The organism is Ferrimonas lipolytica (assembly GCF_012295575.1).
In the GTDB taxonomy this organism is placed as follows: domain Bacteria; phylum Pseudomonadota; class Gammaproteobacteria; order Enterobacterales; family Shewanellaceae; genus Ferrimonas; species Ferrimonas lipolytica.
Genome location: NZ_CP051180.1, coordinates 3471887 through 3498411 on the forward strand (window position 1 = coordinate 3471887; position 26525 = coordinate 3498411).

Annotated in this window: 26 protein-coding genes; 22 read left to right on the top strand and 4 right to left on the bottom strand. The window is 48.6% G+C overall.

Annotation, left to right across the window (positions count from 1 at the left end; all coding sequences use genetic code 11):
• Nucleotides 1-9 precede the first annotated feature (9 nt).
• On the bottom strand, nucleotides 10-1404 hold the full coding sequence (dnaA, locus tag HER31_RS15715; RefSeq protein ID WP_168661966.1) for a chromosomal replication initiator protein DnaA: 1395 nt from the start codon (nucleotides 1402-1404) through the stop codon (nucleotides 10-12).
• A gap of 448 nt (nucleotides 1405-1852) precedes the next feature.
• On the opposite strand from dnaA, the gene rpmH reads away from it, so the two are divergent.
• The 19 genes from rpmH to HER31_RS15810 all read left to right on the top strand — a co-directional run bounded on the left by rpmH (nucleotide 1853) and on the right by HER31_RS15810 (nucleotide 19164).
• Nucleotides 1853-1987 (top strand): 50S ribosomal protein L34, encoded by a 135-nt coding sequence (gene rpmH / locus HER31_RS15720; RefSeq protein WP_013347301.1) that lies wholly within the window; start codon nucleotides 1853-1855, stop codon nucleotides 1985-1987.
• Nucleotides 1988-1993: 6 nt separating this feature from the next.
• Nucleotides 1994-2371, top strand: coding sequence for a ribonuclease P protein component (rnpA, locus tag HER31_RS15725; protein WP_168661968.1), 378 nt, complete (start codon nucleotides 1994-1996; stop codon nucleotides 2369-2371).
• A complete protein-coding gene (gene yidD, locus HER31_RS15730; protein ID WP_168661970.1) occupies nucleotides 2335-2589 on the top strand; it encodes a membrane protein insertion efficiency factor YidD in 255 nt (84 codons plus the stop codon). Before rnpA ends, yidD begins: the two co-directional genes overlap by 37 nt.
• Nucleotides 2590-2592: 3 nt before the next feature.
• Complete coding sequence (gene yidC, locus HER31_RS15735) at nucleotides 2593-4197, top strand: membrane protein insertase YidC (RefSeq protein ID WP_168661972.1); 1605 nt, start codon at nucleotides 2593-2595, stop codon at nucleotides 4195-4197.
• A gap of 515 nt (nucleotides 4198-4712) precedes the next feature.
• On the top strand, nucleotides 4713-6080 hold the full coding sequence (gene mnmE / locus HER31_RS15740; protein ID WP_168661974.1) for a tRNA uridine-5-carboxymethylaminomethyl(34) synthesis GTPase MnmE: 1368 nt from the start codon (nucleotides 4713-4715) through the stop codon (nucleotides 6078-6080).
• An 87-nt stretch (nucleotides 6081-6167) separates the two neighbouring features.
• Complete coding sequence (gene mioC / locus HER31_RS15745) at nucleotides 6168-6611, top strand: FMN-binding protein MioC (protein ID WP_168661975.1); 444 nt, start codon at nucleotides 6168-6170, stop codon at nucleotides 6609-6611.
• 437 nt (nucleotides 6612-7048) lie between these two features.
• A complete protein-coding gene (gene mnmG, locus HER31_RS15750; RefSeq protein WP_168661978.1) occupies nucleotides 7049-8938 on the top strand; it encodes a tRNA uridine-5-carboxymethylaminomethyl(34) synthesis enzyme MnmG in 1890 nt (629 codons plus the stop codon).
• A 269-nt stretch (nucleotides 8939-9207) separates the two neighbouring features.
• The gene (gene rsmG, locus HER31_RS15755; RefSeq protein ID WP_238786852.1) at nucleotides 9208-9828 is read left to right on the top strand and encodes a 16S rRNA (guanine(527)-N(7))-methyltransferase RsmG; all 621 of its coding nucleotides are present in this window, start codon (nucleotides 9208-9210) and stop codon (nucleotides 9826-9828) included.
• A 21-nt stretch (nucleotides 9829-9849) separates the two neighbouring features.
• Complete coding sequence (locus HER31_RS15760) at nucleotides 9850-10644, top strand: ParA family protein (RefSeq protein WP_168661980.1); 795 nt, start codon at nucleotides 9850-9852, stop codon at nucleotides 10642-10644.
• Between the two features lie 16 nt (nucleotides 10645-10660).
• On the top strand, nucleotides 10661-11575 hold the full coding sequence (locus tag HER31_RS15765; protein ID WP_168661982.1) for a ParB/RepB/Spo0J family partition protein: 915 nt from the start codon (nucleotides 10661-10663) through the stop codon (nucleotides 11573-11575).
• Nucleotides 11576-12287: 712 nt separating this feature from the next.
• Entirely contained in the window at nucleotides 12288-12680 is a 393-nt protein-coding gene (locus HER31_RS15770; protein ID WP_168661984.1) for an ATP synthase subunit I, read from the top strand.
• Between the two features lie 3 nt (nucleotides 12681-12683).
• The gene (gene atpB, locus HER31_RS15775) at nucleotides 12684-13493 is read left to right on the top strand and encodes a F0F1 ATP synthase subunit A (RefSeq protein ID WP_168661986.1); all 810 of its coding nucleotides are present in this window, start codon (nucleotides 12684-12686) and stop codon (nucleotides 13491-13493) included.
• A gap of 55 nt (nucleotides 13494-13548) precedes the next feature.
• Nucleotides 13549-13764, top strand: a complete 216-nt coding sequence (gene atpE, locus HER31_RS15780) for a F0F1 ATP synthase subunit C (RefSeq protein WP_168661988.1) — start codon at nucleotides 13549-13551, stop codon at nucleotides 13762-13764.
• 61 nt (nucleotides 13765-13825) lie between these two features.
• On the top strand, nucleotides 13826-14296 hold the full coding sequence (gene atpF / locus HER31_RS15785; protein WP_168661990.1) for a F0F1 ATP synthase subunit B: 471 nt from the start codon (nucleotides 13826-13828) through the stop codon (nucleotides 14294-14296).
• Between the two features lie 18 nt (nucleotides 14297-14314).
• Nucleotides 14315-14848: a F0F1 ATP synthase subunit delta gene (atpH, locus tag HER31_RS15790; protein ID WP_168661992.1), complete on the top strand. Its 534-nt coding sequence runs from the start codon at nucleotides 14315-14317 to the stop codon at nucleotides 14846-14848.
• Nucleotides 14849-14862: 14 nt separating this feature from the next.
• The gene (gene atpA / locus HER31_RS15795; protein WP_168661994.1) at nucleotides 14863-16404 is read left to right on the top strand and encodes a F0F1 ATP synthase subunit alpha; all 1542 of its coding nucleotides are present in this window, start codon (nucleotides 14863-14865) and stop codon (nucleotides 16402-16404) included.
• 19 nt (nucleotides 16405-16423) lie between these two features.
• On the top strand, nucleotides 16424-17287 hold the full coding sequence (atpG, locus tag HER31_RS15800; protein ID WP_168661996.1) for a F0F1 ATP synthase subunit gamma: 864 nt from the start codon (nucleotides 16424-16426) through the stop codon (nucleotides 17285-17287).
• Between the two features lie 33 nt (nucleotides 17288-17320).
• Nucleotides 17321-18724, top strand: coding sequence for a F0F1 ATP synthase subunit beta (gene atpD / locus HER31_RS15805; protein WP_168661998.1), 1404 nt, complete (start codon nucleotides 17321-17323; stop codon nucleotides 18722-18724).
• A 14-nt stretch (nucleotides 18725-18738) separates the two neighbouring features.
• Nucleotides 18739-19164 carry a F0F1 ATP synthase subunit epsilon gene (locus HER31_RS15810; protein WP_168662000.1) on the top strand — a complete coding sequence of 142 codons (426 nt, stop codon included), beginning with the start codon at nucleotides 18739-18741 and terminating at the stop codon, nucleotides 19162-19164.
• A 255-nt stretch (nucleotides 19165-19419) separates the two neighbouring features.
• On the opposite strand, the gene HER31_RS15815 is transcribed toward HER31_RS15810, so the two are convergent.
• Nucleotides 19420-20307, bottom strand: coding sequence for a DMT family transporter (locus HER31_RS15815; protein ID WP_168662002.1), 888 nt, complete (start codon nucleotides 20305-20307; stop codon nucleotides 19420-19422).
• Between the two features lie 155 nt (nucleotides 20308-20462).
• On the opposite strand from HER31_RS15815, the gene glmU reads away from it, so the two are divergent.
• Nucleotides 20463-21821, top strand: a complete 1359-nt coding sequence (glmU, locus tag HER31_RS15820; RefSeq protein ID WP_168662004.1) for a bifunctional UDP-N-acetylglucosamine diphosphorylase/glucosamine-1-phosphate N-acetyltransferase GlmU — start codon at nucleotides 20463-20465, stop codon at nucleotides 21819-21821.
• A 62-nt stretch (nucleotides 21822-21883) separates the two neighbouring features.
• Here glmU and HER31_RS15825 read toward each other — a convergent pair whose 3' ends face one another.
• Nucleotides 21884-22498 (bottom strand): YitT family protein, encoded by a 615-nt coding sequence (locus HER31_RS15825; RefSeq protein ID WP_168662006.1) that lies wholly within the window; start codon nucleotides 22496-22498, stop codon nucleotides 21884-21886.
• Between the two features lie 362 nt (nucleotides 22499-22860).
• Between HER31_RS15825 and HER31_RS15830 the strand changes: the two genes are divergently transcribed.
• Together HER31_RS15830 and glmS are read left to right on the top strand one after the other, a co-directional pair.
• Nucleotides 22861-23634 carry a DeoR/GlpR family DNA-binding transcription regulator gene (locus HER31_RS15830; RefSeq protein ID WP_168662008.1) on the top strand — a complete coding sequence of 258 codons (774 nt, stop codon included), beginning with the start codon at nucleotides 22861-22863 and terminating at the stop codon, nucleotides 23632-23634.
• Nucleotides 23635-23647: 13 nt separating this feature from the next.
• Nucleotides 23648-25480, top strand: a complete 1833-nt coding sequence (gene glmS, locus HER31_RS15835) for a glutamine--fructose-6-phosphate transaminase (isomerizing) (RefSeq protein ID WP_168662010.1) — start codon at nucleotides 23648-23650, stop codon at nucleotides 25478-25480.
• A 132-nt stretch (nucleotides 25481-25612) separates the two neighbouring features.
• Here glmS and HER31_RS15840 read toward each other — a convergent pair whose 3' ends face one another.
• Nucleotides 25613-26302: a DUF3313 domain-containing protein gene (locus HER31_RS15840; RefSeq protein WP_168662012.1), complete on the bottom strand. Its 690-nt coding sequence runs from the start codon at nucleotides 26300-26302 to the stop codon at nucleotides 25613-25615.
• Nucleotides 26303-26525: the final 223 nt, after the last annotated feature.

Sequence of the window (26525 nt, forward strand, 5' to 3'; positions counted from 1 at the left end):
AGGCTCCTATCAGGACGATAACGTGCGGATCAGGTTAGCGTAGTCTTCTTTTATGTCGTGACTCTCTTCCCGTAGCTGTTCAATCTTACGACAAGCATGCAATACGGTAGTGTGGTCGCGGCCACCAAAGGCATCGCCAATCTCAGGCAAACTGTGGTTGGTTAGCTCTTTGGCTAACGCCATTGCAACCTGGCGAGGACGTGCAACAGAGCGAGAACGACGTTTTGATAACAGATCAGCGACCTTAATCTTGTAATACTCTGCCACTGTTTTCTGAATATTATCAACGGTAACCAGCTTTTCTTGTAGTGCTAGAAGATCCCGTAGTGCTTCACGAACAAAATCGATAGTGATCGGTCGGCCGGTAAAGTTGGCATTGGCGATAACACGATTTAACGCCCCTTCCAGTTCACGTACGTTGGAGCGCAAGCGCTTAGCAATAAAGAACGCGACTTCATGAGGAAGGTGAATATCTGACTCTTCCGCCTTACGCATCAAGATCGCGACACGGGTTTCCAACTCTGGCGGCTCAATCGCCACGGTCAGACCCCAGCCAAAGCGCGACTTCAATCGATCCTCTACCCCATCAATCTCTTTCGGGTAGCGATCAGACGTAAGAATGATCTGATGGTTACCTTCAAGCAGCGCGTTAAAGGTATGAAAGAACTCTTCTTGGGATCGATCTTTGTTGGCAAAGAACTGAATATCATCGATAAGCAAAGCATCAACGCTACGGTAATAACGCTTAAATTCAGCAATAGCATTATTTTGTAGCGCTTTAACCATGTCCTGCACAAAGCGCTCAGAGTGCATGTAAACCACTTTGGCGTTGGGCTTATTCTTCATGATGCCGTTGCCGACCGCATGCAATAAGTGGGTTTTACCTAAGCCGGTACCACCATAAAGGAACAATGGGTTGTAGGCGCCGCCAGGGTTATCCGCTACCTGAGTGGCAGCTGCACGAGCTAATTGGTTCGACTTACCTTCAACGAAGTTATCAAACTGGTAGGTCAAGTTGATGTTGCTGCGGGCACTGCCGCTGTTTGGCGTTGCAACTCGAGTGGGTTCAGCAGCAAAGCTTGGTACAGCCGTAATCGGCGCCACAGGAGCACTGACTGGACGGGTATGTTCAGCCATCGCGACTTTAGGGCGCGCTTCTGGCTTGCTGCCGATATCAAAACGTAACGTAGGCGATTGGTCGCCTAATTCACTATGAAGGTATTCGGTGATTTTATCTAAATACTTATCACGAACCCAATCCAGTACAAACCGGTTTGGTGCATACAGCACTAAGGTGTCGCCAAGCATCTCTGATTGCAGTGGACGTATCCACATGCTGAACTGCTGCGCTGGTAACTCCTGCTGGAGCCAAGCCACACAACGCTGCCAAATCGGTACACTCACCGCATCAACCCCGAAAAATTATTTTATTTAATTGGCGTTGATTTTACCTATGTTACCGCTTAATCGCCATAACTAAACAAGGTTATCCCCAGCGCCGATCCTAGATCCTGATCTCGCAAAGGATCGCCAGATCAACATTCCGATCAGAAGTTAAAACATAGATAGATCGGGGGCTAGAAAGCGATCGCAATGATCTCTATAATCCCCCCAGCACGATCCGATCCCGGATCGCCCTGTCTATATCTTGTGGTCGATACACAGTTTTATCCACAACAGCTGGTGTATTTACTAAAAGAGTAGAAAAGAACATATTTGAGATTGACGTTGGTGGTCGTTTTTTATTAGAATTCGGCCTCTTTTTAAGCCGCCGGAACTCTTTTCGTCTGAATTGAGCAAAAGCAGCTGCTAAAGTTAATCTGTACAGTTAACTGAATTACGGTAAAAAGCTATGAAACGTACTTTTCAACCGAGCGTATTGAAGCGTAAGCGTAACCACGGTTTCCGTGCCCGTATGGCCACCAAAAATGGTCGTCAGGTACTGGCCCGTCGTCGCGCTAAAGGCCGCGCTCGCCTGTCTGCATAATTTATTATGCATAGCGCCTCAAACCAGGTGCGATATACCTTCGGCCGGGAGTTACGTCTGTTAACTCCCGGCGATTTTAAATCCGTCTTCGCTAAACCGACTCGCGCCGCCTCTCCTCATCTAACTCTTCTTGCTTTGCCTAATGGCACAGAACACCCAAGAATTGGCCTTACTGTGGCTAAAAAACACGTCAAAAAAGCATGCCAACGCAACCGCATTAAACGCGTCGTGCGCGACAGCTTTCGCCTTCATCAACATGATCTACCTAACGTGGATATTGTAGTGATAGCGAAGAAAGGCGTAGATGAGCTAGATAACGCAGCGATTCACAAATTGGTAGAAAAGTTATGGCGCAAACTTGCTCGCCGTTGCAACGAGTCCTAATCGGCGTCGTTCGTTTCTATCAAAAATGGATAAGTCCGTTACTGGGCCCCAATTGTCGGTTTACGCCAAGCTGTTCACATTATGCGGTGGAAGCAATTTCTTCGCACGGTGTGCTCTACGGATGTTGGTTAACTATCGCGCGCATTATAAGATGTCACCCTTTGAATGAAGGGGGTCACGATCCGGTCCCCAAAGCCAAACAAGGCAGAGACTGTTAATCTATGGAATCTCAACGCAATTTACTTCTGATTGGGTTGCTGTTTGTCAGCTTTTTGCTGTTTCAACAGTGGACACTTGATCAGCAACCACAACCAGAGCCAACTGCTCAATCTCAGTCGGGTGCACCAAGTGCTTCCCAAGCTGACGTGCCGAGTTCAGTGTCGGCGGCAGTGCCTAACAGCAACGCCGACGTATCGGCTCAGTTGATCACCGTATCTACCGATACTCTGTCGATCAGCATCGACACCAACGGTGGTGACATCGTTGCAGCATCGCTGCCTCAACACAAAGTCGAGCAAGATGGTGCAGAAGCACTAACCATCCTGTCTGAACACTATGTTGCTCAAAGTGGTTTAATCGGCGCCCAAGGTCCTGACGGCCAAGGCGAACGCCCACAATATCAGACCACCGCTACCTCATTCACAATGACAGGCGAACAACTGGTAGTGCCATTAAGCTACACCGACGCCAACGGCATCTCATTTGAAAAGCGTTTTACCTTTATCAAGGGCAGCTACGACGTAGCGGTTGAATATGTTGTAAATAACAACAGCAACCAAAATGCTCAGGTTCAGATGTACACCCAACTGAAGCAAACCACCTCCGTTGAAGAAGGCAGCATGTTTATGCCTACTTACCGTGGTGCCGCCTTCAGTACGGCTGACGAACGCTACGAAAAGTACAGCTTTGATGACATCGCCGATGCTAACCTGAATGAGTTAACTCAAGGCGGTTGGATTGCCATGCTACAACACTACTTCGTGTCTGCATGGGTACCTTCAGCAACCAACAACAACGAGTTATACACTCGTCACGTTGGTAACTACGCCATTATCGGTGCTAAGCAGCCTTCCGTGGTTATCGCCGCCGGCACAGCTGCCACCATGGGTGCCGACTTCTACGTAGGTCCTAAAGACCAAGAAGCACTGTCAGCCCTGTCAGAAACGCTAAACTTGGTAGTTGATTACGGTTGGTTGTGGTTCCTAGCTGAGCCGTTGTACTCATTACTGATGTTCCTGCACAGTTTGGTAGGTAACTGGGGTATGGCCATCATCGTAATGACGTTGATCATCCGCGGTATCATGTACCCGCTAACCAAAGCGCAGTACACCTCCATGGCGAAGATGCGTAATCTGCAGCCCAAGATGCAAGAGCTGAAAGACCGCTTTGGCGATGACCGTCAACGCCTAAGCCAAGCAACTATGGAGCTGTACCAGAAAGAGAAAGTGAACCCAATGGGCGGCTGTTTCCCGATGCTGCTTCAGTTCCCTATCTTCATCTCGTTCTACTGGGTACTTCTAGAAAGCGTTGAGTTGCGTCACGCGCCGTTCTTTGGCTGGATTCAAGATTTGTCCGCACAGGATCCGTACTACGTACTGCCAGTGCTGATGGGTCTGTCGATGTTTGCGATGCAGAAGCTGCAACCAACCATGGCTAACATGGATCCGATGCAGGCGAAGATCATGCAATACCTGCCAGTGATGTTTACTGTGTTCTTCCTATGGTTCCCATCCGGTCTGGTTCTGTACTGGTTGGTGGGTAACTTGGTTGCTATCACTCAGCAGCTGATCATCTACAAGAGCTTAGAGAAGCAAGGATTAAAGTAACCTGCTAATCGAGCTAACAATGGCCCCACCGCTTTGGCGTTGGGGCCATTTTTTTGGGCTGTGTACCAATTAAGTGTTGCTCTTTCCAAGGTAGTTAAAGCACTGGCTAGGCGAGTCGCGATACAAGGGTAAAGCACTACCATTATTGATCTTCTGCCGCATTGGAGCAGTTCAGCGAAGCGTTTTGGACAGCGACCTAAGGCAAAGGGGGATTCCAAAGGGGGCGAAGCTCCTCGCTAATGCATACAAGAATGTGCTGCCGCCACCGCGACATAGTCCCCTAAAAGCACCGAAATCGATGAAGCCGAAGGCTTAAGATAAACTTCAACAGTTAACTACGACACAGCCTTTTTTTGTCTGTGCTAACACCGAGTAATGCCATAAGCTGTGCCTCAACCACGGCACTGGCGCCAAATCAATACAATAAATTATCTGCACCACTGATGGATAGATTGTCCACCTAGGGTCGACTATTGATATCATTAGCGGCAGTAATCCCAATAAGCCAATTATTTATGACCGATCACAGCGATACCATTGTTGCCCAAGCCACGGCAACCGGTCGTGGCGGTGTAGGCATTGTACGAGTCTCCGGCAAGCTGGCCGAAACCGTTGCAACCGCCCTGCTCGGCCGCGTACCTAAAACCCGCTACGCCGAATACCTACCGTTTAAAGACAGCCAAGGGGCTGTGCTCGATCAAGGCATCGCCTTGATGTTTAAAGCACCCCACTCTTTTACTGGTGAAGACGTATTGGAGCTACAAGGCCATGGTGGTCCGGTGGTTATCGACATGCTCATTAAGGCCATCTTGACACTACCAGGTGTGCGCACAGCCCGTCCTGGTGAATTCTCAGAGCGCGCTTTCCTCAACGATAAGATGGATCTAACCCAAGCAGAAGCTATCGCTGACTTGATAGAAGCCAGCTCGGAACAAGCGGTTCGCAGCGCCTTAAGTTCACTACAAGGGGATTTTTCAGCCCAAGTAAATGATCTGGTCGAGCAACTTACCCATCTGCGTATTTACGTAGAGGCCGCCATCGACTTCCCTGAAGAGGAGGTTGATTTCCTCGCCGATGGTAAGATTGCCGCCGCTTTGGTTAAGGTACAAAACCAGCTCAGTAGCGTACTGCAGAGTGCCCAACAAGGGGCATTGATGCGTGAAGGCATGAAGGTGGTAATTGCCGGCCGCCCTAACGCTGGTAAATCAAGTCTATTGAATGCCTTAGCAGGCAGAGAATCCGCCATCGTTACTGATATCGCAGGAACCACCCGTGATGTCCTGCGTGAACACATTCATATAGATGGTATGCCGCTGCATATCATCGATACTGCCGGCCTACGTGAAGCCTCCGATGAAGTAGAACGCATTGGTATTGAGCGTGCCTGGGATGAAATAGAACAGGCGGACCGAGTGTTGTTTATGGTGGATGGCACCGATACCGATGCCACCGACCCAGAACAGATCTGGCCGGAGTTTATTCATCGTCTCCCTGCGGGAATGGGCTTAACCGTTATTCGTAACAAAGCCGATCTCACTGGTGAATCAATGGGGCAGAGCCTCAATCAAGGCACACCAGTGTTCCGCTTATCAGCCAAAACCGGTGCCGGTGTTGAGCAAATCACCCAACACTTACAAGCCTGTATGGGTTACCAAGGAGGCAGCGAAGGTGGCTTTATGGCGCGCCAACGACATTTAGAAGCGCTGCACAGTGCCCAAGATAGACTGGCGCTAGGGGCGGAGCAGTTAGAGATGTTCCATGCCGGCGAACTGCTGGCAGAAGAGTTGCGCTTAGCACAACAAGATCTGACCGAGATCACCGGTGAATTCAGCTCTGATGATCTACTAGGGAGGATATTCTCCTCCTTCTGTATTGGTAAATAGCACTGCCTGAGCCCACCATTCGGTGGGCTTTTTTAGCGCTGAAATTGCAAAATACCCTTCAAATAACGCCTAACTAAGAGAGAAAACATGACCATTAAGCTCGCGTTGATCGTAGGAACGACCATGGGCAATGCCGAAGCCGTTGCTGATGAACTGCTGCCAGAATTAGAGAAACGTCAGTTTGAGGTGACCTACAGCCTAGCCCCAACAGCGGAGTTATTGGCTGATTGTTCGCACTGGTTGGTGGTCTGCTCCACTCACGGAGCCGGTGATCTGCCCGATAATCTGCACCCTTGGTTCGATTGGATCCAACAAAAACCGTCACTAAATGGGAAGAAGTTCGCACTTTGTGGCATTGGTGATTCCAGCTACGATACTTTTTGTGGCGCCTTAAAACAGATAGATCCGCAGTTACGATCCTGCGGCATGATCCCATTTGTGGATAAGATCGAAATTGATGTACAACAGTTAGATCTCCCAGAAGATCAAGCATTAAGCTGGTTAGAACAGTGGCCAATTATGATCAGATGATCGCAATTTACGATCCATTGATCACAGCTTAATCGTAGTTATTCACAATATAAGTAGTTAATAACATCACCATGTGTATATCTTTGGATCTATCTGTGATCAAACCTTGGATTATTCAGAGGTCGGATCCAAACAGATCCGCCCCTGTGTATAAGATCGCGATCTATACACCGGTTTAGATCCGATAGATCCCGTGAAGATCACAGCTTACGATCCTCCGCAAAACCTTGCCAGTAAAGGGCTACAATGAGTTATCAACAGAAATGGCCTTCCCTAATAGAAATAAAAATAAAGGATCTTTAAAAAGATCTTATTTAATTAAGATCTAGATCTTAAGATCTCACGCGTAAAAAGTGAGCTTTTGTAAAGCGGCTTAGCAGTGCTAGAATGCACCGCTTTTTTGGCCCCAAGTGGTTTGAGTTAATAGGTAGGTAAGCATGCAGGCACAACAACACTATGACGTTATCGTCGTTGGCGGAGGTCACGCTGGCACAGAAGCGGCACTTGCCAGTGCCCGTACCGGCAGTCGCACCCTGCTGCTAACGCATAACCTTGATACGCTCGGACAGATGTCCTGTAATCCAGCCATCGGTGGAATTGGTAAAGGCCACCTGGTGAAAGAGATCGATGCCCTTGGTGGTGCAATGGCGTTGGCAACCGACAGCGCTGGTATTCAGTTTCGCACGCTCAATGCGTCTAAAGGGCCAGCGGTTCGAGCAACCCGAGCCCAAGCGGATCGCGCGCTCTACCGTCAAGCGATCCAGCAGATCCTATTCAACCAACCAAACCTTGAGATCTTTCAACAAGGGGTTAACGATCTGATCTTGGATCAGGATCGTGTTACTGGTGTTATCACCGACGCTGGCATCCGTTTTAATGCCGATGCAGTGGTATTGACCGTAGGCACCTTCCTTGATGGCAAGATTCATATCGGTCTAAACAATTATGAGGGCGGTCGTATTGGCGACACCAACGCCTCTGTGCTGGCTCATAAGCTGCGAGAGATGCCATTGCGTATTGATCGTCTTAAAACTGGCACACCGGCTCGTTTAGACGCCCGTAGTTTGAATTACAGTGTGATGCAGGAGCAGGCTGGCGATAATCCAACACCGATCTTCTCCTATATCGGAGATCGGTCACGCCAACCACGTCAGATCTCCTGTTACATCACCCACACCAACGAACGCACTCACGAAATCATTCGTCGTGGTTTGGATCGCAGCCCGATGTACACCGGGGTGATTGATGGCATTGGCCCACGCTATTGCCCATCGGTGGAAGATAAAATCATGCGTTTTGCGGATAAAAATTCGCACCAGATCTTTGTTGAGCCGGAAGGCCTGAATAGCTTTGAGATCTACCCCAATGGGATCTCGACCTCATTGCCATTTGATGTTCAGGTTGAGCTGATCCAATCCATTACAGGATTCGAGCAAGCTAAGATTCTCCGTCCGGGCTATGCCATTGAATATGATTATTTTGATCCACGCGATCTTAAGTCGTCACTGGAGAGCAAACTGCTCAACGGCCTATTCTTTGCGGGTCAGATCAACGGCACCACCGGCTATGAAGAAGCTGGTGCTCAAGGGTTACTTGCTGGGTTGAATGCTGCTCGCTATGGTCGTGGTCAAGCTAGCTGGGCCCCTCGTCGTGATGAAGCTTACCTAGGCGTGTTGGTTGATGATCTTTCCACTTTAGGAACCCAAGAGCCGTACCGTATGTTCACCTCACGGGCGGAATACCGTTTGTTGCTCCGTGAAGATAATGCTGACATCCGTTTGACCAGCATCGGTCGCGAACTAGGATTGGTGGATGACGAACGTTGGGCTAAGTTCAACCACAAGATCGATACCATCGAACTTGAGCGTCAACGTTTACGAGGAACATGGGTACAGAAAGACAGCGACGTCGCTGCCAAGCTGAATCCAAATCTAAAAACACCGCTGGCGCGCGAAGCTAACCTTGAGGATCTGATCCGCCGTCCGGAGATGACCTACGAGCAGTTAATGGCTGTTGCAGAGCTTGGTCCTGCGGTTGAAGATCCTCGCGCTGCAGAGCAGGTGGAGATCCAGATCAAATACGCCGGTTACATTGAGCGCCAAAAAGATGAGATTGCTAAAGCCCAACGCCATGAGGCAACGAAGCTGCCGTTGGAGTTGAACTACAACGAAGTGAAAGGTTTATCCAATGAAGTGATGGCCAAGCTAAACGAACATAAACCGGAAACCGTCGGCAGTGCTTCGCGGATCTCTGGAGTAACACCAGCGGCTATTTCACTACTGCTGGTTTACTTGAAAAAGCACGGTTTACTGCGAAAAAGCGCTTAACTCTCGTTAGAACCTAGTCACGGGGCTTTCCATGCCCCGTTGTCGCCTTCATAATGACCACACCAATCCTAATTGGTCTGACGTCGCCTCTGCTTTGTTTGTTCAGTGTTTATGCTGCAAACTGGGTTGCAACCAATGGCTTTTCCATTAGAGCAATCATAATTTCAGCCATGTTGTAATAATGATGTGCCTGTTAGCTTAGGCAACTGAGAACGAACAAGGCAATTAGGATTGGTATTACTAAATTAACAATTTCCGAGGAACTGTCTGTGCTGGCGCAACGCCTTACTTCCCTAATCAACCGTACTGAGCTTGATGTCCCTGCTTCACAGCAACAACAGCTAATTGAGCTTGTTGAGCTGCTGGATAAATGGAACAAAGCCTACAACCTAACTTCGGTTCGCAAGCCGGAGGATATGCTGGTTCGTCATATCGTCGACAGCATTGTGGTTGGCCCACACCTGCAAGGAAAGCGGTTTATTGATGTGGGTACCGGCCCAGGCTTACCTGGATTGCCGTTGGCGATCTGTAATCCGGACAAACAATTTGTACTGCTCGATAGCCTTGGCAAGCGTATCCGTTTCATCCGCACTGTGATCCACAAATTGGGACTCACTAATGTGGTAGCAGTAGAAAGCCGAGTTGAAGCATACCAGCCAGAACAAGGCTTTGATGGTGTTTTAAGTCGCGCTTTTGCTTCATTAAACGATATGCTGAGCTGGTGCCACCACCTACCAGCACAAGATGGCCTGTTTTACGCGTTAAAGGGTCAACTTGATGAAGCGGAAATGGGGCAGATGCCAGAGGGATTTAGCATCGAAGACCAGCATGAACTGATCGTGCCTGAGCTGAATGCTCAGCGACACCTTGTTATCGTTCGTGCCCAATAACCACTGATCCGGAGAGACTCTGTGGCTAAGATTATCGCCATTGCCAACCAGAAAGGCGGCGTAGGCAAAACCACCACCAGCGTGAACATTGCGGCTTCGATGGCCGCGACTCGACGTAAAGTGCTGTTGATCGATCTCGATCCACAGGGCAATGCCACCATGGGCAGCGGCGTCGACAAGTATGAGGTAGCACATACCGCGTATGATTTGTTGGTTGATGAACTGTCTGCTGAAGAGGTGATTCAAACCGAAACTAGCGGCAAATATCATCTAATTGCAGCCAATGCTGATGTGACCGCCGCTGAAATCAAACTAATGGAAGTGTTTGCCCGCGAAGTTCGCTTGCGCAATGCGTTGGCACCGATTCGCGATAATTACGATTACATCTTTATTGATTGCCCGCCGTCACTCAACATGCTGACGGTGAACGCGTTGGGGGCATCCGATGCCGTATTGATCCCAATGCAGTGCGAATATTTTGCCTTAGAGGGCTTAACCGCCCTGATGGATACCATCGGCAAACTGGCGCAGCTGGTTAATCCTAGCCTTCAAGTCGAAGGGATCTTACGTACCATGTACGATCCCCGTAATCGCCTCGCTAATGATGTATCAGATCAATTGAAAACCCATTTTGGCGATCAAGTTTATCGCACTGTTATTCCACGCAATGTGCGTTTGGCTGAAGCTCCTAGCTTCGGCTCGCCAGCGATGTATTACGACAAGAGCAGCGCCGGCGCCAAAGCTTATCTGGCCTTAGCTGGTGAGATGCTGCGTCGACAAGAGTCTGGGGCCATTACGCAGCTGGTCACCGAATAAGAGTTAAGAGGAACCGATGACGGTGAAAAAACGAGGCTTAGGAAAAGGGCTAGATGCCCTGCTTGGCAGCAGTCAGGCAGCAAGTGAACAACTACAACAACAACAGGTTGCAGTAGCGCCAGTTGCCACAGCGCAAGCTGTGGTTGGGCATGGATTAGTTCAGCTTCCGGTGGAGAGTTTACGTCGTGGTAAATACCAGCCTCGCCGTGATATGTCCCACGATGCGTTGGATGAGTTGGCTGCATCGATCAAAACCCAAGGGGTTATTCAACCGATCGTAGTTCGCCAGCTTAGCGGTGACCGCTATGAGATCATTGCCGGTGAACGCCGCTGGCGTGCGGCTCAATTGGCTGAGCTGACAACGGTGCCATGCATCATTAAACAGGTTGATGATAACGCTGCTATCGCCATCGCTTTGATTGAGAACATTCAGCGTGAAGATCTTAATTCAATGGAAGAGGCGATTGCACTTAAGCGCTTAGCTGATGAATTTGAATTAACCCACGCGCAAGTTGCTGAAGCTGTAGGTAAGTCCCGTACTACCGTGACTAACTTGCTGCGTTTAAACCTGCTCAATGAAGAGGTTAAAACTCTGCTAGAGCACGGTGATATCGAGATGGGGCATGCACGATCTTTGTTGGGTCTTGAAGGCGACGAGCAAACCTTAGCTGCGCGCCAAGTTGTCGCCAAAGGGATGACCGTTCGTGATACTGAGAAGTTGGTGAATCGTTTACAACATCCACCAGAAACTAAGCCAAAGTTGATGGCTGATCCGGATATTGCACGATTAACGCAGCATATTGGTCAAACCCTTGGGGCTGAAGTGGCCATCAATAGCGGTAAGCGAGGCTCCGGTAAGCTGGTGATTAGCTACGCTAGTCTCGATCAACTTGATGAAATAACCGCCAAGTTGGCGCCGCCACTCGACTGATTAACTAAAAATCGAACTGTTTTGAACCCACGAGCGAAAGTTTGTGGGTTTTTTTTTGGCGCAAACAGTGATTGGCTTCAAAGTTTTGTTCATTTTTCAGTGGTGGCAATTGTCACTTTTGGAGGAGGTGAGATCTGGCGCAATCTTGGGTTTCTTTCGTACTAAATTTACCAAATTGTCATTGCTGTGAAAGGTTATTGTGCACAAGATCGTTATTGTAGTTGTCTTTTGTTTTTTTCTGACGCAAATGCGAACAACTATTAATCACTTCAATCGTGGGGGAATTGGTTGATTCCTTGTCGAATAAGTAAACCTTATACCTACCCTCCCTCGCTGGCATGACCTAGTCTTACCAATAAGCGGCTAATTCGTAACTGAGAAACACAATTTATGCTGCTAGTAGTTCACCTTTAAAATGTCTAATAAGTATATGATATTAAAGGTTAACGAATGCCAGTGGGCACTAAAATTATATCAGCAACTGTTTGAAATTTATAAACTATTAACAAGCCTATAAACTGTTCTGTACAGCTCCCAATTATCAACGCTTCCGTAATTTGCATCCTTATGCCTAAGCGGTATACTTTCGCTTGATTTTTGAGGTTCGAGTGAAAAATTATTCGAGCTTTAGAGATGTAACGGCGACGACAGTCCTAACGCACAATGCGTTAACTAAACTGTCGTTTAAGTGAGATTATGGAGTCTTCAGATTTTGGTTAGTCAACCAACTCGTTCTGGCAAGGAAATGGCCTTTCGCTATATCTCCTTCCAAGCCTTGGTGGTGGTCTTAATCAGCATCCTCGGCACTGTAATTCAGGACCAAGAGCATGGACGGCTTATCTTTATTGGTGGCGCCATTGCAGTTGTTCCTAACTACGTCTTCGCTTCATTTGTCTTTTGGCGTTCGCGCTCTCAGGACGCTGGAAAAGTAGTACTGCTCTTTTTCCTAGCTGAAGCGTTCAAACTGATGTTAACCGCGTTGATGTTTGCTGCGGCCTTTATCACTCTCGAAGCAGAAGGTTCTTTTCTGATTGGGGGTTTTATCGTCGCTCTTATTGCGCATTGGATAGCATCATTGTTGTTTCAACCAAAACAATTGGAATGAATCATGGCTGCAAATCCGCAGGAATATATTCTGCACCACTTGCAAAACTTACAGTATCGGAGTTCTACATGTAGCGCTGATGCCAGTGAGTACTGCTTTTGGACTTGGAACCTGGATTCATTGCTGTTTTCGATTGGAATCGGCGTTTTCTTTCTTTGGCTTTTCCGTCGCGTAGCGATTAACTCCACCACAGGTGTTCCTGGCAAGCTTCAGTGTTTTGTCGAGATGATCGTGGAATTTGTTGATTCGAGCGTGAAGGAATCCTTCCACGGCAGAAACCCAGTCATCGCCCCATTAGCATTAACCATTTTCGTTTGGATCTGGTTGATGAACTTTATGGATTTAATCGCGATCGATTGGTTACCTTCCGCTGCTGCCGCTATTGGTGTTCCGTACTTTAAAGTGGTTCCAACCACTGACCTGAACATCACAATGGCGATGGCTCTATGTGTATTTGCTTTGGTGATTTACTACAGCATCAAAGTGAAGGGCATCGGTGGTTTTGCTAAAGAACTGACGCTAAATCCTTTTAATCACTGGGCAATGATCCCATTCAACCTTGTGCTTGAATTGATTGGACTTATCTCTAAACCGGTTTCTCTTGGTTTGCGATTGTTCGGCAACATGTACGCAGGGGAAGTGATCTTTATCCTGATTGCCTTAATGTACTCGTTAGGTTGGTTCGCTGGCACCATGGGCGGCACATTGCAGCTGGTCTGGGCTATCTTCCACATCCTGATTATTACCTTGCAGGCATTTATCTTCATGGTGCTTACGATCGTGTATCTAAGCATGGCTAGTGAAGATCACTAAGAATATAAAATTCAATAATTTAACTTTTATAAGTTAGCTACAACTGGAGTTCACTATGTTATACATCGCTGTTGCATTGATGCTGGGCCTGTCTGCTATGGGCGCGGCTATCGGTATCGCAATCCTGGGTGGCAAGTTCTTGGAAGGTGCTGCTCGTCAGCCAGAGCTTATCCCTGTACTGCGTACTAACTTCTTCGTAATGATGGGTCTGATTGATGCAGTACCTATGATCGGCGTTGGTATCAGTCTATACATGCTGTTCGCCCTTTAATCCAATAACTTTTGTTGCTGCAAAAGTGCAGTAACTAATGGGTTTTTGAGGAGGATTCGTCGTGAATATGAACGCGACCCTAATCGGTCAAAGTATCGCCTTCATCATCTTCGTGTGGTTCTGCATGAAGTATGTTTGGCCACCATTATTAGGTGCCATCGAAGAGCGTCAAAAAGCGATTGCAGATGGTTTGGCTAGCGCCGAACGCGCAGGCAACGATCTGAAGCTGGCGCAACAAGCCGCGACCGAGAAGTTGACTGAAGCAAAGCTGCAAGCAGCTGAAATCATTGAGCAAGCTAACAAGCGTAGCTCGTTGATGATCGAAGAAGCTAAAAATGAAGCTGTATTGGTGCGTGACAAGATCATCGCCCAAGGTGAAGTGGAAATTGAAGCGGAACGTAACCGTGCTAAAGAGCAATTGCGCTCTCAAGTTGCTGTTTTGGCAGTAGCTGGTGCGGAGAAGATCATCGAGCGCACTATCGATGCTGAAGCTCACGCTGACATCATCGATAAGCTTGCCGCTGAGCTGTAAGCAAAGGGAGAGGGCTAAATGTCTGAACTGACCACTGTTGCTCGCCCTTATGCCAAAGCGGCTTTCGATTTTGCTGTCGAGAAGCAAGCGGTAGATAAGTGGACTGAGATGCTGGCCTTTTTGGCCGAAGTAGCACGGGATAAGACCGTAGCTGCAATGCTGACTGGTTACACAAGTGCCGGGCAATTGGCCGACATCTTTATCAAGATTGGCGGCGAGCAGATCGATGAGCAAGGCCAGAACTTTATTAAAGTAATGGCAGAAAATGGACGCCTAGTCGCGCTACCAGCGGTTGCTGAGCAGTTCACGTTAATGCGTGAAGAGTGGCAAAAAGAGGTTACTGCTGAAGTAACGTCTGCTACTGAATTATCTGCACAGCAGCTAGAAGCTATAGCCGCGTCTCTGGAACAACGTTTGGCACGTAAGGTTAAGTTAGATTGCCGTATTGATTCCGATTTGGTGGCTGGTGTGGTTATCCGCGCTGGTGACACCGTTATCGATGGATCTGTACGTGGCAAGCTAAATCGCCTTGCTGACAAGCTGCAATCCTAATTGGGGATTTGAGCATGCAACTGAATTCCACTGAAATCAGTGAACTGATCAAGAGTCGTATTGAACAGTTCAATGTTGTTAGTGAAGCTCGTAACGAAGGTACCATCGTTTCTGTAAGCGACGGTATTATCCGCATCCACGGCTTAGCCGATGTGATGCAGGGTGAAATGATCGAGCTACCTGGCAACCGTTTCGCCATCGCACTGAACCTGGAGCGTGACTCCGTTGGTGCAGTAGTGATGGGCCCATATGCCGATTTGGCAGAGGGCGCAAAAGTTAAATCCACCGGTCGTATTCTGGAAGTTCCAGTTGGCCGTGCCCTGTTGGGTCGTGTGGTTAACACCTTGGGTGAACCTATCGATGGTAAAGGTCCTATTGAGACCGATACATTCTCTCCTGTTGAAGTTATCGCCCCTGGCGTAATTGAACGTGAAGGTGTATCCCAGCCAGTACAAACAGGCTACAAGTCTGTTGATGCGATGATTCCAATCGGCCGTGGCCAGCGTGAGCTGATCATTGGTGACCGTCAGACCGGTAAAACCGCGATGGCGATCGATGCGATCATCAACCAGAAAGATTCTGGCATCTACTCCGTATACGTAGCGATTGGCCAGAAGGCCTCTACCATCGCTAACGTGGTACGTAAGCTGGAAGAACATGACGCACTGAAGAACACCATTGTTGTTGTTGCATCTGCTTCTGAAGCGGCCGCACTGCAATACCTGGCACCATACTCTGGTTGTGCCATGGGTGAATACTTCCGTGACCGCGGTGAAGATGCATTGATCGTATACGATGACCTGTCTAAGCAGGCTGTTGCATACCGTCAGATCTCACTGTTGCTGAAACGCCCACCAGGTCGTGAAGCATTCCCTGGCGACGTTTTCTACCTCCACTCCCGTCTGCTTGAGCGTGCTGCTCGCGTAAACGCGGCGTACGTAGAAAAGTTCACCAATGGTGAAGTGAAAGGTCAGACCGGTTCTTTGACCGCACTGCCAATCATTGAAACCCAAGCGGGTGACGTATCAGCGTTCGTACCGACCAACGTAATTTCTATTACCGACGGTCAGATCTTCTTGGAAACCGACCTGTTTAACGCTGGCTTACGTCCTGCTGTTAACCCAGGTATCTCTGTATCCCGTGTAGGTGGTGCAGCACAGACCAAGATCATCAAGAAGCTGTCCGGTGGTATTCGTACCGCTCTGGCACAGTACCGCGAACTTGCTGCATTTGCTCAGTTCTCCTCTGATTTGGATGAAGCCACTAAGGCTCAGCTGGATCACGGTGAGCGTGTAACCGAGCTGATGAAGCAGAAGCAGTACGCGCCAATGAGCGTTGCTGACCAAGCTGTTGTCATCTTTGCTGCTGAAAAAGGCTTCCTGAAGTCTGTTGAAGTAGCCAAGATTGGCGCGTTTGAGGATGCTCTGCTTTCCTACGTGAACAACGACCACGCTGATCTGCTGAAGACCATCAACGAGACCGGAAACTACAACTCCGACATCGAAGGTCAGCTGCAGGCTGCATTGGATAAATTCGTTGCCACTCAAACCTGGTAACAGGATAGGAGAGTAAGAGATGTCCGGCGCTAAAGAGATCCGTACCAAGATCGCGAGTGTGAAAAACACTCAGAAGATCACTTCTGCTATGGAGATGGTAGCTGCTTCGAAAATGCGTAAAGCGCAGGATCGTATGCACGCCAGCCGTCCCTACGCAGAAAGCATGCGTAAGGTGATCGGTCACATCGCGCAGGGCTCTCTCGAATACACGCATCCGTACATGGAAGAGCGCGAAGTTAAGGCGGTGGGTTACATCGTCATTTCTACCGATCGCGGTCTGTGTGGCGGCTTGAACATTAATGCGTTCAAGCAAGTACTGAAAGCCTCTGCCGAATGGCAGAAGAAAGGCGTAGATGTGCAGCTGGCCACCCTCGGCACCAAAGGTGCCGGGTTCTTCCCTAGCTTTGGCGGTAACGTTGTCGCTCAGGCGTCTGGTTTTGGCGATGCGCCAGAACTGAACGACTTGATCGGCTCTGTCAAAGTTATGTTGGATGCCTATGACGAGGGCAAACTGGACCGTCTTTTTGTGGTTTACAACGAGTTTGTAAACACCATGAAGCAGGAGCCAGTGATCGATCAACTTCTGCCGTTGCCGAAAGGCGATACTCAGGATGCACCAAAGGTGTGGGATTACGTCTATGAACCAGACGATCCTAAGCCACTGCTCGACATGCTGCTGAAGCGTTATGTTGAGTCATTGGTCTATCAAGGTGTGGTTGAGAACGCCGCGTCTGAGCAGGCTGCCCGTATGGTTGCGATGAAAGCCGCAACCGACAATGCTGGCGACCTTATCGACGGTCTGCAACTGGTATACAACAAAGCTCGTCAGGCTGCGATTACGCAGGAACTGGGTGAGATTTGTGCCGGTGCTGCAGCGGTTTAACGCAACGGTTAAGACAGAATCAGAGGATTAATCATGAGCACAGGTACTGTTGTTCAAGTGATTGGTGCGGTTGTCGATGTGGAATTTCCACAAGATGCCGTGCCGAAAGTATACGACGCCCTAAACGTTGCAACTGAAGGCTCTAAGTTAGTGCTTGAAGTACAGCAACAGTTGGGTGGCGGCGTAGTACGTACCATTGCAATGGGCGCGTCAGAAGGTCTGCGTCGCGGTCTAGTTGCAACCAACACTGGTAGCGCCATTAAGGTGCCAGTGGGTACTGCTACTCTTGGCCGTATCATGAACGTACTGGGCGACCCTATCGACGAATGTGGCGATGTGGGTGAAGAAGAGCGTTGGGAAATCCACCGTGAAGCGCCTAGCTACGAAGACCAATCCAGCGCTACCGAGCTGCTGGAAACTGGTATCAAGGTAATCGACTTGGTTTGTCCATTCGCTAAGGGTGGTAAAATCGGTCTGTTCGGTGGTGCTGGTGTTGGTAAAACCGTAAACATGATGGAGTTGATCAACAACATCGCGAAGGCACACTCCGGTTTGTCTGTATTCGCAGGTGTTGGTGAGCGTACCCGTGAAGGTAACGACTTCTACTACGAAATGGCTGAATCTGGTGTTGTAAACCTAGATGACAAAGTACAGTCAAAAGTAGCCATGGTTTACGGCCAGATGAACGAGCCACCAGGTAACCGTCTGCGCGTAGCGTTGACCGGTCTAACCATGGCTGAGAAGTTCCGTGACGAAGGTCGTGACGTACTGTTGTTCGTGGACAACATCTACCGTTACACCTTGGCCGGTACTGAAGTATCTGCACTGCTAGGCCGTATGCCTTCAGCGGTAGGTTACCAGCCGACTCTGGCTGAAGAGATGGGTGTTCTGCAGGAGCGTATTACCTCCACTAAGAGCGGTTCCATTACTTCGGTACAGGCGGTATACGTACCTGCGGATGACTTGACCGATCCATCTCCTGCAACCACCTTCGCTCACTTAGACGCGACCGTGGTACTGAGCCGTGAGATTGCTGGCCGTGGTATTTACCCAGCGATCGACCCACTGGATTCCACCTCTCGTCAGTTGGACCCACTGGTAATCGGTGAAGAGCACTATGAAGTGGCTCGTGGCGTACAGACTAACCTGCAGCGTTACAAAGAGTTGAAAGACATCATTGCGATCCTAGGTATGGATGAGCTATCTGAAGAAGATAAGCAAACCGTATCTCGTGCTCGTAAGATTGAACGCTTCCTGTCCCAGCCTTTCTTCGTAGCAGAAGTATTTACCGGTTCTCCTGGTAAGTACGTATCGCTGAAAGAAACCATCCAAGGCTTTAAGGCAATTCTGGCCGGTGAATTCGATCACCTTCCAGAGCAGGCCTTCTACATGGTTGGTTCTATCGAAGAAGCGGTTGAGAAAGCCAAGAAAGTTTAATCCCGGAGGATAAGATGGCAATTACTGTTCATCTGGATGTTGTTAGCGCGCAAGAGAAGATGTTCTCGGGACTAGTTGAGAAGATTCAAATCACCGGTAGTATGGGTGAGTTGGGTATTTTCCCTGGTCACATGCCGCTGCTGACTGCCATCAAACCCGGTATGGTTCGACTGGTTAAGCAGCACGGTGAAGAAGAGGTAATTTACCTTTCTGGCGGTATCCTTGAGGTACAACCGGATCTTCTTACCGTGATGGCTGACGTAGCCGTTCGTGCGGAAGACATTGATGCTGATGCGGCGGAAGCCGCTAAGCGCGCTGCTCAAGAGCAACTCGCCAAACCAGCAGCTGATATGGATCACGACAAAGTGGTACTGGAGCTTGAAAAAGCACTGGCGCAGCTTCGTGTTGTTGAAACTATCCGCAAGGGCCTGGGTAAGTAAACTTACAGAGCCACATAAAAAACGCCGCTTTTGCGGCGTTTTTTTATGGCTGTGTACCAATTAAGTGTTGTTCTTCCTAATGCAGTTAAAGCACTGGCTAGGCGAGTCGAGGTACAAAGGATAAAGCACTATCGCTATTGATCTTCTTCCCCCTTTGGGTGCCGTCGCCACCGCGACATAACCTCTTAAGAGTACTGCAATCGGTAGGGCCGAAGGCTTGATATAAACCTTAATACTTAACTACGACATTGCCTTTTATGTCTGTCTATCCTGCAACAGTAACCACAATAGCGCGACGATGATGGGCACTACACCGACAGCTACCAATGGCTGTGGCCACCCACCACCCATGCCTACATTGAGTAGTAACACTGCAGCAGGAGTTAACAGGGAATAGGCGTTAGCGCTACTACCACCGACCACCATGCTGGCGCTTTGAAACAGAAAAAAGGTCACCATAGTGGTGGCAACCGCCAGCCATAGAATCGCTGCCATTTGCGTTGAGGTAGGCAGTTGCCATGCTGGTTGAATTGCAGCAACGGCTAACCCTAACCAGCCACAACCGGTAATTAACGACCACCCGGTAATAACCAGCATCGGCTCACCTCGATGCAGCTGCTTTAATATCAACGGATATAGCCCCATTAAGGCACAAGCGGCCAAGAATATGCTGTTTCCAATTGGCCAACCACCCTGCCCTAAACTGCTAATGTTGGCGTTGCTTATCAGCCATAAGGCCCCGAAGACCCCAAGCAGCAGCGCCATAACACGAACAGCACTGCTGCGTTGCCGCCACCCAAAGTAAGCAAACAACACGCTGAATAATGGCACCGTGGTAGATATGCTACTCATATCAATAGCAGAAGCACTTTCGCCGGCGATAAACATCAGTAAAAAGAATCCCGTCAACGGCAAGCTGATCGCGCTGTATCGAAGCAACTGTGATACTGAAATACCTCGCAGCAACCGCTGCTTTTGCAACAGAACCACAAACCCTATTGCAGCTAAGCTAAATCGGGCCAAGGTCGTTAGTAATGGCGAATAGCTCTGTCCTAAGTAACTGGCCAGTGGAAATGAAGTGGCGATCAGTACGGCGTATAGCAATAGGTAAAGGTGCGCGCGGACAACCGAAGGGGAATTCATTGATAAGCCGTGTTTTAGGAATGAGGTGCATGGTCGTTATTATCGCCTTAAGACGAAAGCTTAGTGTGTAAGATATCGCTAATTTTTAATAATAGGCTTACCTATATTGATGCTATGCGTATAATTCGGCCAGCTTTTAAATTTGGATAGTTAAGATGACACTGGAAATTGTAATTCTAGCGGCGGGTAAAGGCACCCGCATGCGCTCCGCCCTACCTAAGGTATTGCATGGCATTGCCGGCAAGCCAATGGTGCAGCATGTTATTGATGCAGCAGCAGCGCTTCAGCCTATCCAAACCCATCTGGTTTATGGTCATGGTGGTGAACAGTTGCAACAAGCGCTGCGCAAAAATACCGTCGAATGGGCATTGCAAGCGGAACAACTTGGTACCGGCCATGCGGTTGACCAAGCCTGCTGGAATGATGACAGCCAAGTTTTAGTGTTGTACGGTGATGTGCCATTAATTCAGACCGAAACCCTGCAACGTTTGTTGGCGGTACAGCCAAACAATGGCATTGGTTTGTTGACGGTAAATCTTGATGATCCAAACGGTTATGGTCGCATCGTCCGAGATGATAGCGGTGTGGTTCAGGCGATTGTAGAACATAAAGATGCTAGCGATAGCCAACGTCAGATCTCCGAAGTGAACACCGGTATCTTGGTGGCGCCGGGTAAGGCATTGAAACAGTGGTTGGCTAACTTATCTAACGACAATGCACAGGGTGAGTATTACCTTACTGATGTAATTGCTATGGCCGCCGCTGCAGGTGGCGTTGCCACCGCGCAACCACATACTGCCATTGAGGTTGAAGGCGCTAATAATCGCGTTCAATTGGCGCAACTGGAGCGTGCCTTTCAAGCTCGAGCAGCGGAACAGGCGATGCTCAGTGGTGCCACCTTAGCGGATCCCGCACGCTTTGATGTTCGTGGTGAACTGAATGTTGGTGAAGATGTATTTATCGACGTTAACGTGGTGATTGAAGGCAAAGTGAGCATCGGAAATGGCGCCGTTATTGGAGCCGGTTGTGTCCTTAAAGACTGCACCATTGGTGACAACGCTGTAGTTAAGCCGATGACCATTGTTGAAGGTGCGGTGATGGGGCCAGCGTGTAGTGCCGGCCCGTTTGCCCGTCTACGCCCTGGGGCTGAGTTGGTACAAGACAGCCACATAGGTAACTTCGTTGAGATGAAAAAAGCCCGCTTGGGTAAAGGTTCAAAAGCAAGTCACTTAAGTTACATCGGCGACGCTGAGGTTGGCAGCATGGTGAATATCGGTGCCGGTACCATTACCTGTAACTACGATGGTGCCAACAAACACCTAACTACTATTGAAGACAACGTCTTCGTTGGCTCCGACAGCCAATTGGTTGCGCCGGTAACCATCGGCAAAGGAGCGACTGTCGCAGCGGGGTCAACCGTAACCAAGGACGTTGGTGAAAATGAGTTAGTGCTTACACGGACTAAGCAAAAACACCTAGCTAATTGGGTGCGACCGGTAAAAGTGAAGAAGTAGTTTCTCTCCGCATCGACAAAAAGAGCAGCCCAAGGCTGCTCTTTTTGTGACGACTGAAGCGGTTAACCGGTAGCAAGCTGTCGCTTGGCGACATAACGGCCAGGGCGGTGATTTAGGCCTATCACTAAGTTCATTAAGACGATACACAATGCCGAAGCCAGTAGGGTTTTAACCCCGAAGCAGATCATGGTTGCCACTAAGATACACAGATCTAAGCCCATCAGTAGGTAACCAGCACGGATTCCGAACCGTTCCTGACAGAAGATAGCTAATACGTTAAAACCACCGGCACTGCCGTTGTGACGGAATAATACCAATATCCCCAAACCACATAACACTCCACCAATGGTTGCTGCGGCTAATGGAGTTAATCCTTGGATGACGACGCTGTGTTGCAGTTGCTCTGATAGCATTGAAATAGCACCAACACACATCAGACTTTTAGCGGTAAAGCTGCGGCTCATCTGAAACCACGACATTAGATAAAATGGCGCGCTTAGGGCAAAGAATAGTAAACCAAAGCTAACATCGGTGAGTTGACTGATTAGCAATCCCAAGCCTGCTACCCCACCAACTAACACCCCAGCTTGTTTTAATATCACTAGCGCAACGGACAATACCAATACCCCAATACTTAGAGAAAATAGGTCTTCATGTAACGCGTGGGAAGTTTTCACACTGGCCTCTATTGCTTTTGTTGTTCGAATTTTGACGCTAATGCTAGTTATTTTGACTAAATACTCAACTTAACCCAAAAGCTTATGTGGCTGTCTTGTTGTGCTCATTAGTATTGGTGCTCTTATCTATAGAGTGTTTATAGAGTATTCATTGGTATGAAGCTTAGCTTTTGATTTATTACGCTGTATTGCCTGCCAGACTCTAGCGGTAACCTATCGATAAATAACCTAAAGCTATAGATATGTGGCGGTTGAATTCCAAACATTGCAGTAATTTTGTTGACGCCACTTATCTGGCTTCGCTTGCACCCTTTAAGTTTCGATATATACTTACACAACTTTCAAAATGAAACTTAGTGCCGATGTCGAAACGTAACACTCAACAGCGCCGCCACAATATCGTCAATCTGGTTAATCAACTAGGCGAAGTTAGCGTTGATCAGCTGGCGCGTGAGTTTGCGACTTCGGAAGTGACTGTACGTAAAGATCTAACCGCACTGGAAACCGCAGGGTTGTTACTGCGTCGGTTTGGCGGTGCAGTGGCGATGCCGCAAGAGGTGATCAGCGACGACCCGCTCCATAAAGTGTCGCAATACAAACTGGCTATTGGTCAAGCTGCAGCGGCCCAGATCGGTGATTATCAGCGCATCGTAATCGATAGTGGCCGCACCACAGCAGCCTTGGTGCCAGAGCTGCAACACAAACGCGGTTTGGTGGTGATGACCAACTCCCTTAACGGTGCCGAAGCGTTGCGAGGATTGGAACCAGAGCCAACCATTTTGATGACCGGTGGCACTTGGGATCCCCATTCGGGATCGTTTCAAGGTCAGGTGGCTGAGCAGGTGTTGCGCTCGTACGATTTTGATCAGCTGTTTATTGGCGCTGATGGCATTGATGTTGAGCGTGGTACCACCACCTTTAACGAATTAATTGGTTTATCTCGAGTGATGGCAGAAGTCGCACGTGAGGTAAATGTGATGGTTGAAGCGGACAAGATTGGGCGACGTATTCCTAATCTTGAACTGCCGTGGGCTAAGGTGACGCGATTGATCACCGACACTCGCTTGGCGGCTGACGTTCGCAAGCAAATAGAATATCAAGGAGTGCAGGTGATCTGCGCTGCTGTAAAAGCTTAGGAGTATAGGGTTTATGTGTGGAATTGTTGGTGCAGTAGCACAACGTGATGTAGCGGAGATCCTAGTTGAAGGGTTAAAGCGCTTGGAGTACCGCGGCTACGATTCTGCTGGGGTTGCTATCTTGGATGATGCTGGCAATCTAGGTCGTTCTCGCCGTGTTGGTAAGGTACAGGAGCTGGACAACGCTCTGGTTGAACAGCCGTTGTCTGGTGGCACTGGTATCGCCCACACTCGTTGGGCTACGCACGGTGAGCCTTCAGAACGCAATGCTCACCCGCATGTATCTCATGATGAGATAGCGGTGGTACACAATGGTATTATTGAAAACCACAACGAACTCCGTGCTCAATTAAAAGCTTTGGGATACGTATTCAGCTCAGATACTGATACCGAAGTGATTGCTCACTTGGTGCACCATGAGATGAAATCCGCTGACTCGCTTTTAGCTGCCGTTCAGCTGACAGTAAAGCAGCTGGAAGGCGCTTATGGCACCGTGGTGGTGGATCGTCGTCAACCTGAGCGTTTGGTTGTTGCTCGCTCCGGCTCCCCACTGGTTATCGGTTATGGCGTCGGTGAGCACTTTGTTGCCTCTGATCAGCTGGCACTGCTGTCAGTAACCCGTCGTTTTGCCTTCTTAGAAGAGGGGGATGTCGCTGAAGTAACTCGCCGTGACGTTAACATCTATGACGTTGATGGCAATGCTGTTGAGCGTGAGATCACCGAATCGACCGTAACCCATGACGCCGGTGACAAAGGCCAATACCGTCACTACATGATGAAAGAGATTTACGAACAGCCAACGGCTCTGCAGCGCACCCTCGAGGGACGATTAGCTGCTGGTAAAGTGATCGATGAAGCATTTGGTGACAACGCTGCTGAGCTGCTGGCGAAGGTTAAGCACGTACAGATTATTGCTTGTGGCACTAGCTATCACGCTGGCATGACTGCTCGGTACTGGCTTGAGCAACACGCTAATGTTTCTTGTAACGTTGAGATAGCCTCTGAGTTCCGCTACCGCCGAAGTCATGTGTTCCCTAACTCACTGCTGGTAACCATCTCTCAATCCGGTGAAACAGCCGATACCTTGGCTGCGCTACGCTTAGCTAAAGAGATGGGTTACATGGCATCGTTGACCATCTGTAATGCGCCAGGTTCATCGTTAGTACGTGAATCTGATATGGCTTATATGATGAAAGCCGGTGCTGAGATTGGGGTTGCCTCTACTAAGGCCTTTACTGTGCAGTTAGCTGCGCTGGCTATGCTCACAGGTGCTATTGGCGCATACAACGGTATGTCGGTTGAAACCCAATCACAGCTGGTTCAGAGCCTGCAAACCTTGCCAAGTAAGGTGGAGCAAACGCTGGCGCTGAATGATGAGATCGAAGCTTTAGCAGAAGACTTTGCCGATAAGCAGCATGCTCTATTCCTTGGTCGTGGCGATCAGTACCCCATCGCGATGGAAGGTGCATTGAAGCTTAAAGAGATCTCCTACATTCACGCTGAAGCCTACGCCTCTGGTGAACTGAAACATGGTCCACTGGCACTTATCGACGCTGATATGCCGGTGATCGTTGTGGCACCGAACAATGAGTTATTGGAAAAGTTGCACTCCAACGTGGAAGAGGTTCGTGCTCGTGGAGGCCTGATGTATGTCTTTGCTGATATCGATGCCAAGTTTGAATCCGATGACACCATGAAGGTAATCCAAGTACCTCATTGCGATGAGTTCATTGCGCCAATCATCTACACCCTGCCACTGCAGCTGTTGTCATACTACGTTGCTCTTATTAAGGGTACCGATGTTGACCAACCACGTAACTTAGCTAAGTCAGTTACTGTTGAATAAGTTTGCTGGTAAAAGCTAACAATATTCTAAAAGAGCGACCATTAGGTCGCTTTTTTAATGGCTTTAATTTGAGTGTTGGTAGCATTGGGGGATCTGCTTACTCTCGGTGGCAGGCTGTTGATCACATTACTATTACCGATGCCATTTAGGCGCTTCATCTTTGAGGGTATGACCTAATCGATCTACCCAGAAATCGATGGCATCCCGCACATCGCTGGTTGAGTCAAAAATTCCTGACAACCTTTTCTCACCAGATTTATTATCGATTGCAGCAAACAGTGGTTTATCACTAATGGCATCACTGACCTTCAACTCAATAGTTGCGGCGCCGACATTAGTGGGCTCGCCAGTAACAACCTCCGATACTGCAGATATACCAATACCAAACGGCAGGATACTGCTGGTTACTGTCAATATCGGGTTAGGAGTTTCAATATTGGTTATCGCTAAACTTATCCTGAAGGTTTTCTCGGTAGGTTGCTTAACAACGGTAAAGCTTTTGGATATACGTCTTTCCAGCTGTTCGATTAAGTAATCAGCTAACGCTTTAACTTCACCGTGGCTAATGTTGTCGTAATTGGCTTCTTTATCGAGCACCAGCCAAACACGATCAATAATGACGTTGTCATAGCTAAGTAGTTTCTGTGTTACCGCTGTTTTGGTTCTGAGATCACGAGTAGCCCAGACTAGATCAACACCGCCTTCAGGTCCCGGCCAAAAGTCTTCATAGCTGTTAAAAGATTGCGGTCGTAAGTTTTGATTTAGGCTGGTACAGCCGCTAAAAAAAATGAGTGTGCTAATCAACAGTAATCGAAACGCCATGAGTCTGCAGTAAGGTTTAAATTTACGTAATTTGTAATTGATTATGAATTAATTGGTGTCTGTTCACAACCGCAATTAATAATAGCCAGAGTATATGGATTGTTGTTTACCTTAGTGTATCGAAGCACCAATGAAAAAAATGCCGTTGCCGCTGATAAGAACGGGGGTGATTGAGGTTCAATTTAGGCGTAGAAAAGTTGTTCGCACGTTTGATACCTATCAA

Bases quoted from the DNA above. Each gene is read 5' to 3' on its own strand.
- mnmG (WP_168661978.1), top strand. From the start codon at position 7,049: ATGCAGGCACAACAACACTATGACGTTATCGTCGTTGGCGGAGGTCAC.
- glmU (WP_168662004.1), top strand. From the start codon at position 20,463: ATGACACTGGAAATTGTAATTCTAGCGGCGGGTAAAGGCACCCGCATG.
- HER31_RS15815 (WP_168662002.1), bottom strand. From the start codon at position 20,307: ATGAATTCCCCTTCGGTTGTCCGCGCGCACCTTTACCTATTGCTATAC.
- atpB (WP_168661986.1), top strand. From the start codon at position 12,684: ATGGCTGCAAATCCGCAGGAATATATTCTGCACCACTTGCAAAACTTA.
- mioC (WP_168661975.1), top strand. From the start codon at position 6,168: ATGACCATTAAGCTCGCGTTGATCGTAGGAACGACCATGGGCAATGCC.
- atpD (WP_168661998.1), top strand. From the start codon at position 17,321: ATGAGCACAGGTACTGTTGTTCAAGTGATTGGTGCGGTTGTCGATGTG.
- HER31_RS15840 (WP_168662012.1), bottom strand. From the start codon at position 26,302: ATGGCGTTTCGATTACTGTTGATTAGCACACTCATTTTTTTTAGCGGC.
- rnpA (WP_168661968.1), top strand. From the start codon at position 1,994: ATGCATAGCGCCTCAAACCAGGTGCGATATACCTTCGGCCGGGAGTTA.
- atpA (WP_168661994.1), top strand. From the start codon at position 14,863: ATGCAACTGAATTCCACTGAAATCAGTGAACTGATCAAGAGTCGTATT.
- rpmH (WP_013347301.1), top strand. From the start codon at position 1,853: ATGAAACGTACTTTTCAACCGAGCGTATTGAAGCGTAAGCGTAACCAC.
- atpG (WP_168661996.1), top strand. From the start codon at position 16,424: ATGTCCGGCGCTAAAGAGATCCGTACCAAGATCGCGAGTGTGAAAAAC.
- HER31_RS15765 (WP_168661982.1), top strand. From the start codon at position 10,661: ATGACGGTGAAAAAACGAGGCTTAGGAAAAGGGCTAGATGCCCTGCTT.
- HER31_RS15810 (WP_168662000.1), top strand. From the start codon at position 18,739: ATGGCAATTACTGTTCATCTGGATGTTGTTAGCGCGCAAGAGAAGATG.
- atpE (WP_168661988.1), top strand. From the start codon at position 13,549: ATGTTATACATCGCTGTTGCATTGATGCTGGGCCTGTCTGCTATGGGC.
- mnmE (WP_168661974.1), top strand. From the start codon at position 4,713: ATGACCGATCACAGCGATACCATTGTTGCCCAAGCCACGGCAACCGGT.
- yidC (WP_168661972.1), top strand. From the start codon at position 2,593: ATGGAATCTCAACGCAATTTACTTCTGATTGGGTTGCTGTTTGTCAGC.
- glmS (WP_168662010.1), top strand. From the start codon at position 23,648: ATGTGTGGAATTGTTGGTGCAGTAGCACAACGTGATGTAGCGGAGATC.
- HER31_RS15830 (WP_168662008.1), top strand. From the start codon at position 22,861: ATGTCGAAACGTAACACTCAACAGCGCCGCCACAATATCGTCAATCTG.
- atpH (WP_168661992.1), top strand. From the start codon at position 14,315: ATGTCTGAACTGACCACTGTTGCTCGCCCTTATGCCAAAGCGGCTTTC.
- yidD (WP_168661970.1), top strand. From the start codon at position 2,335: ATGGCGCAAACTTGCTCGCCGTTGCAACGAGTCCTAATCGGCGTCGTT.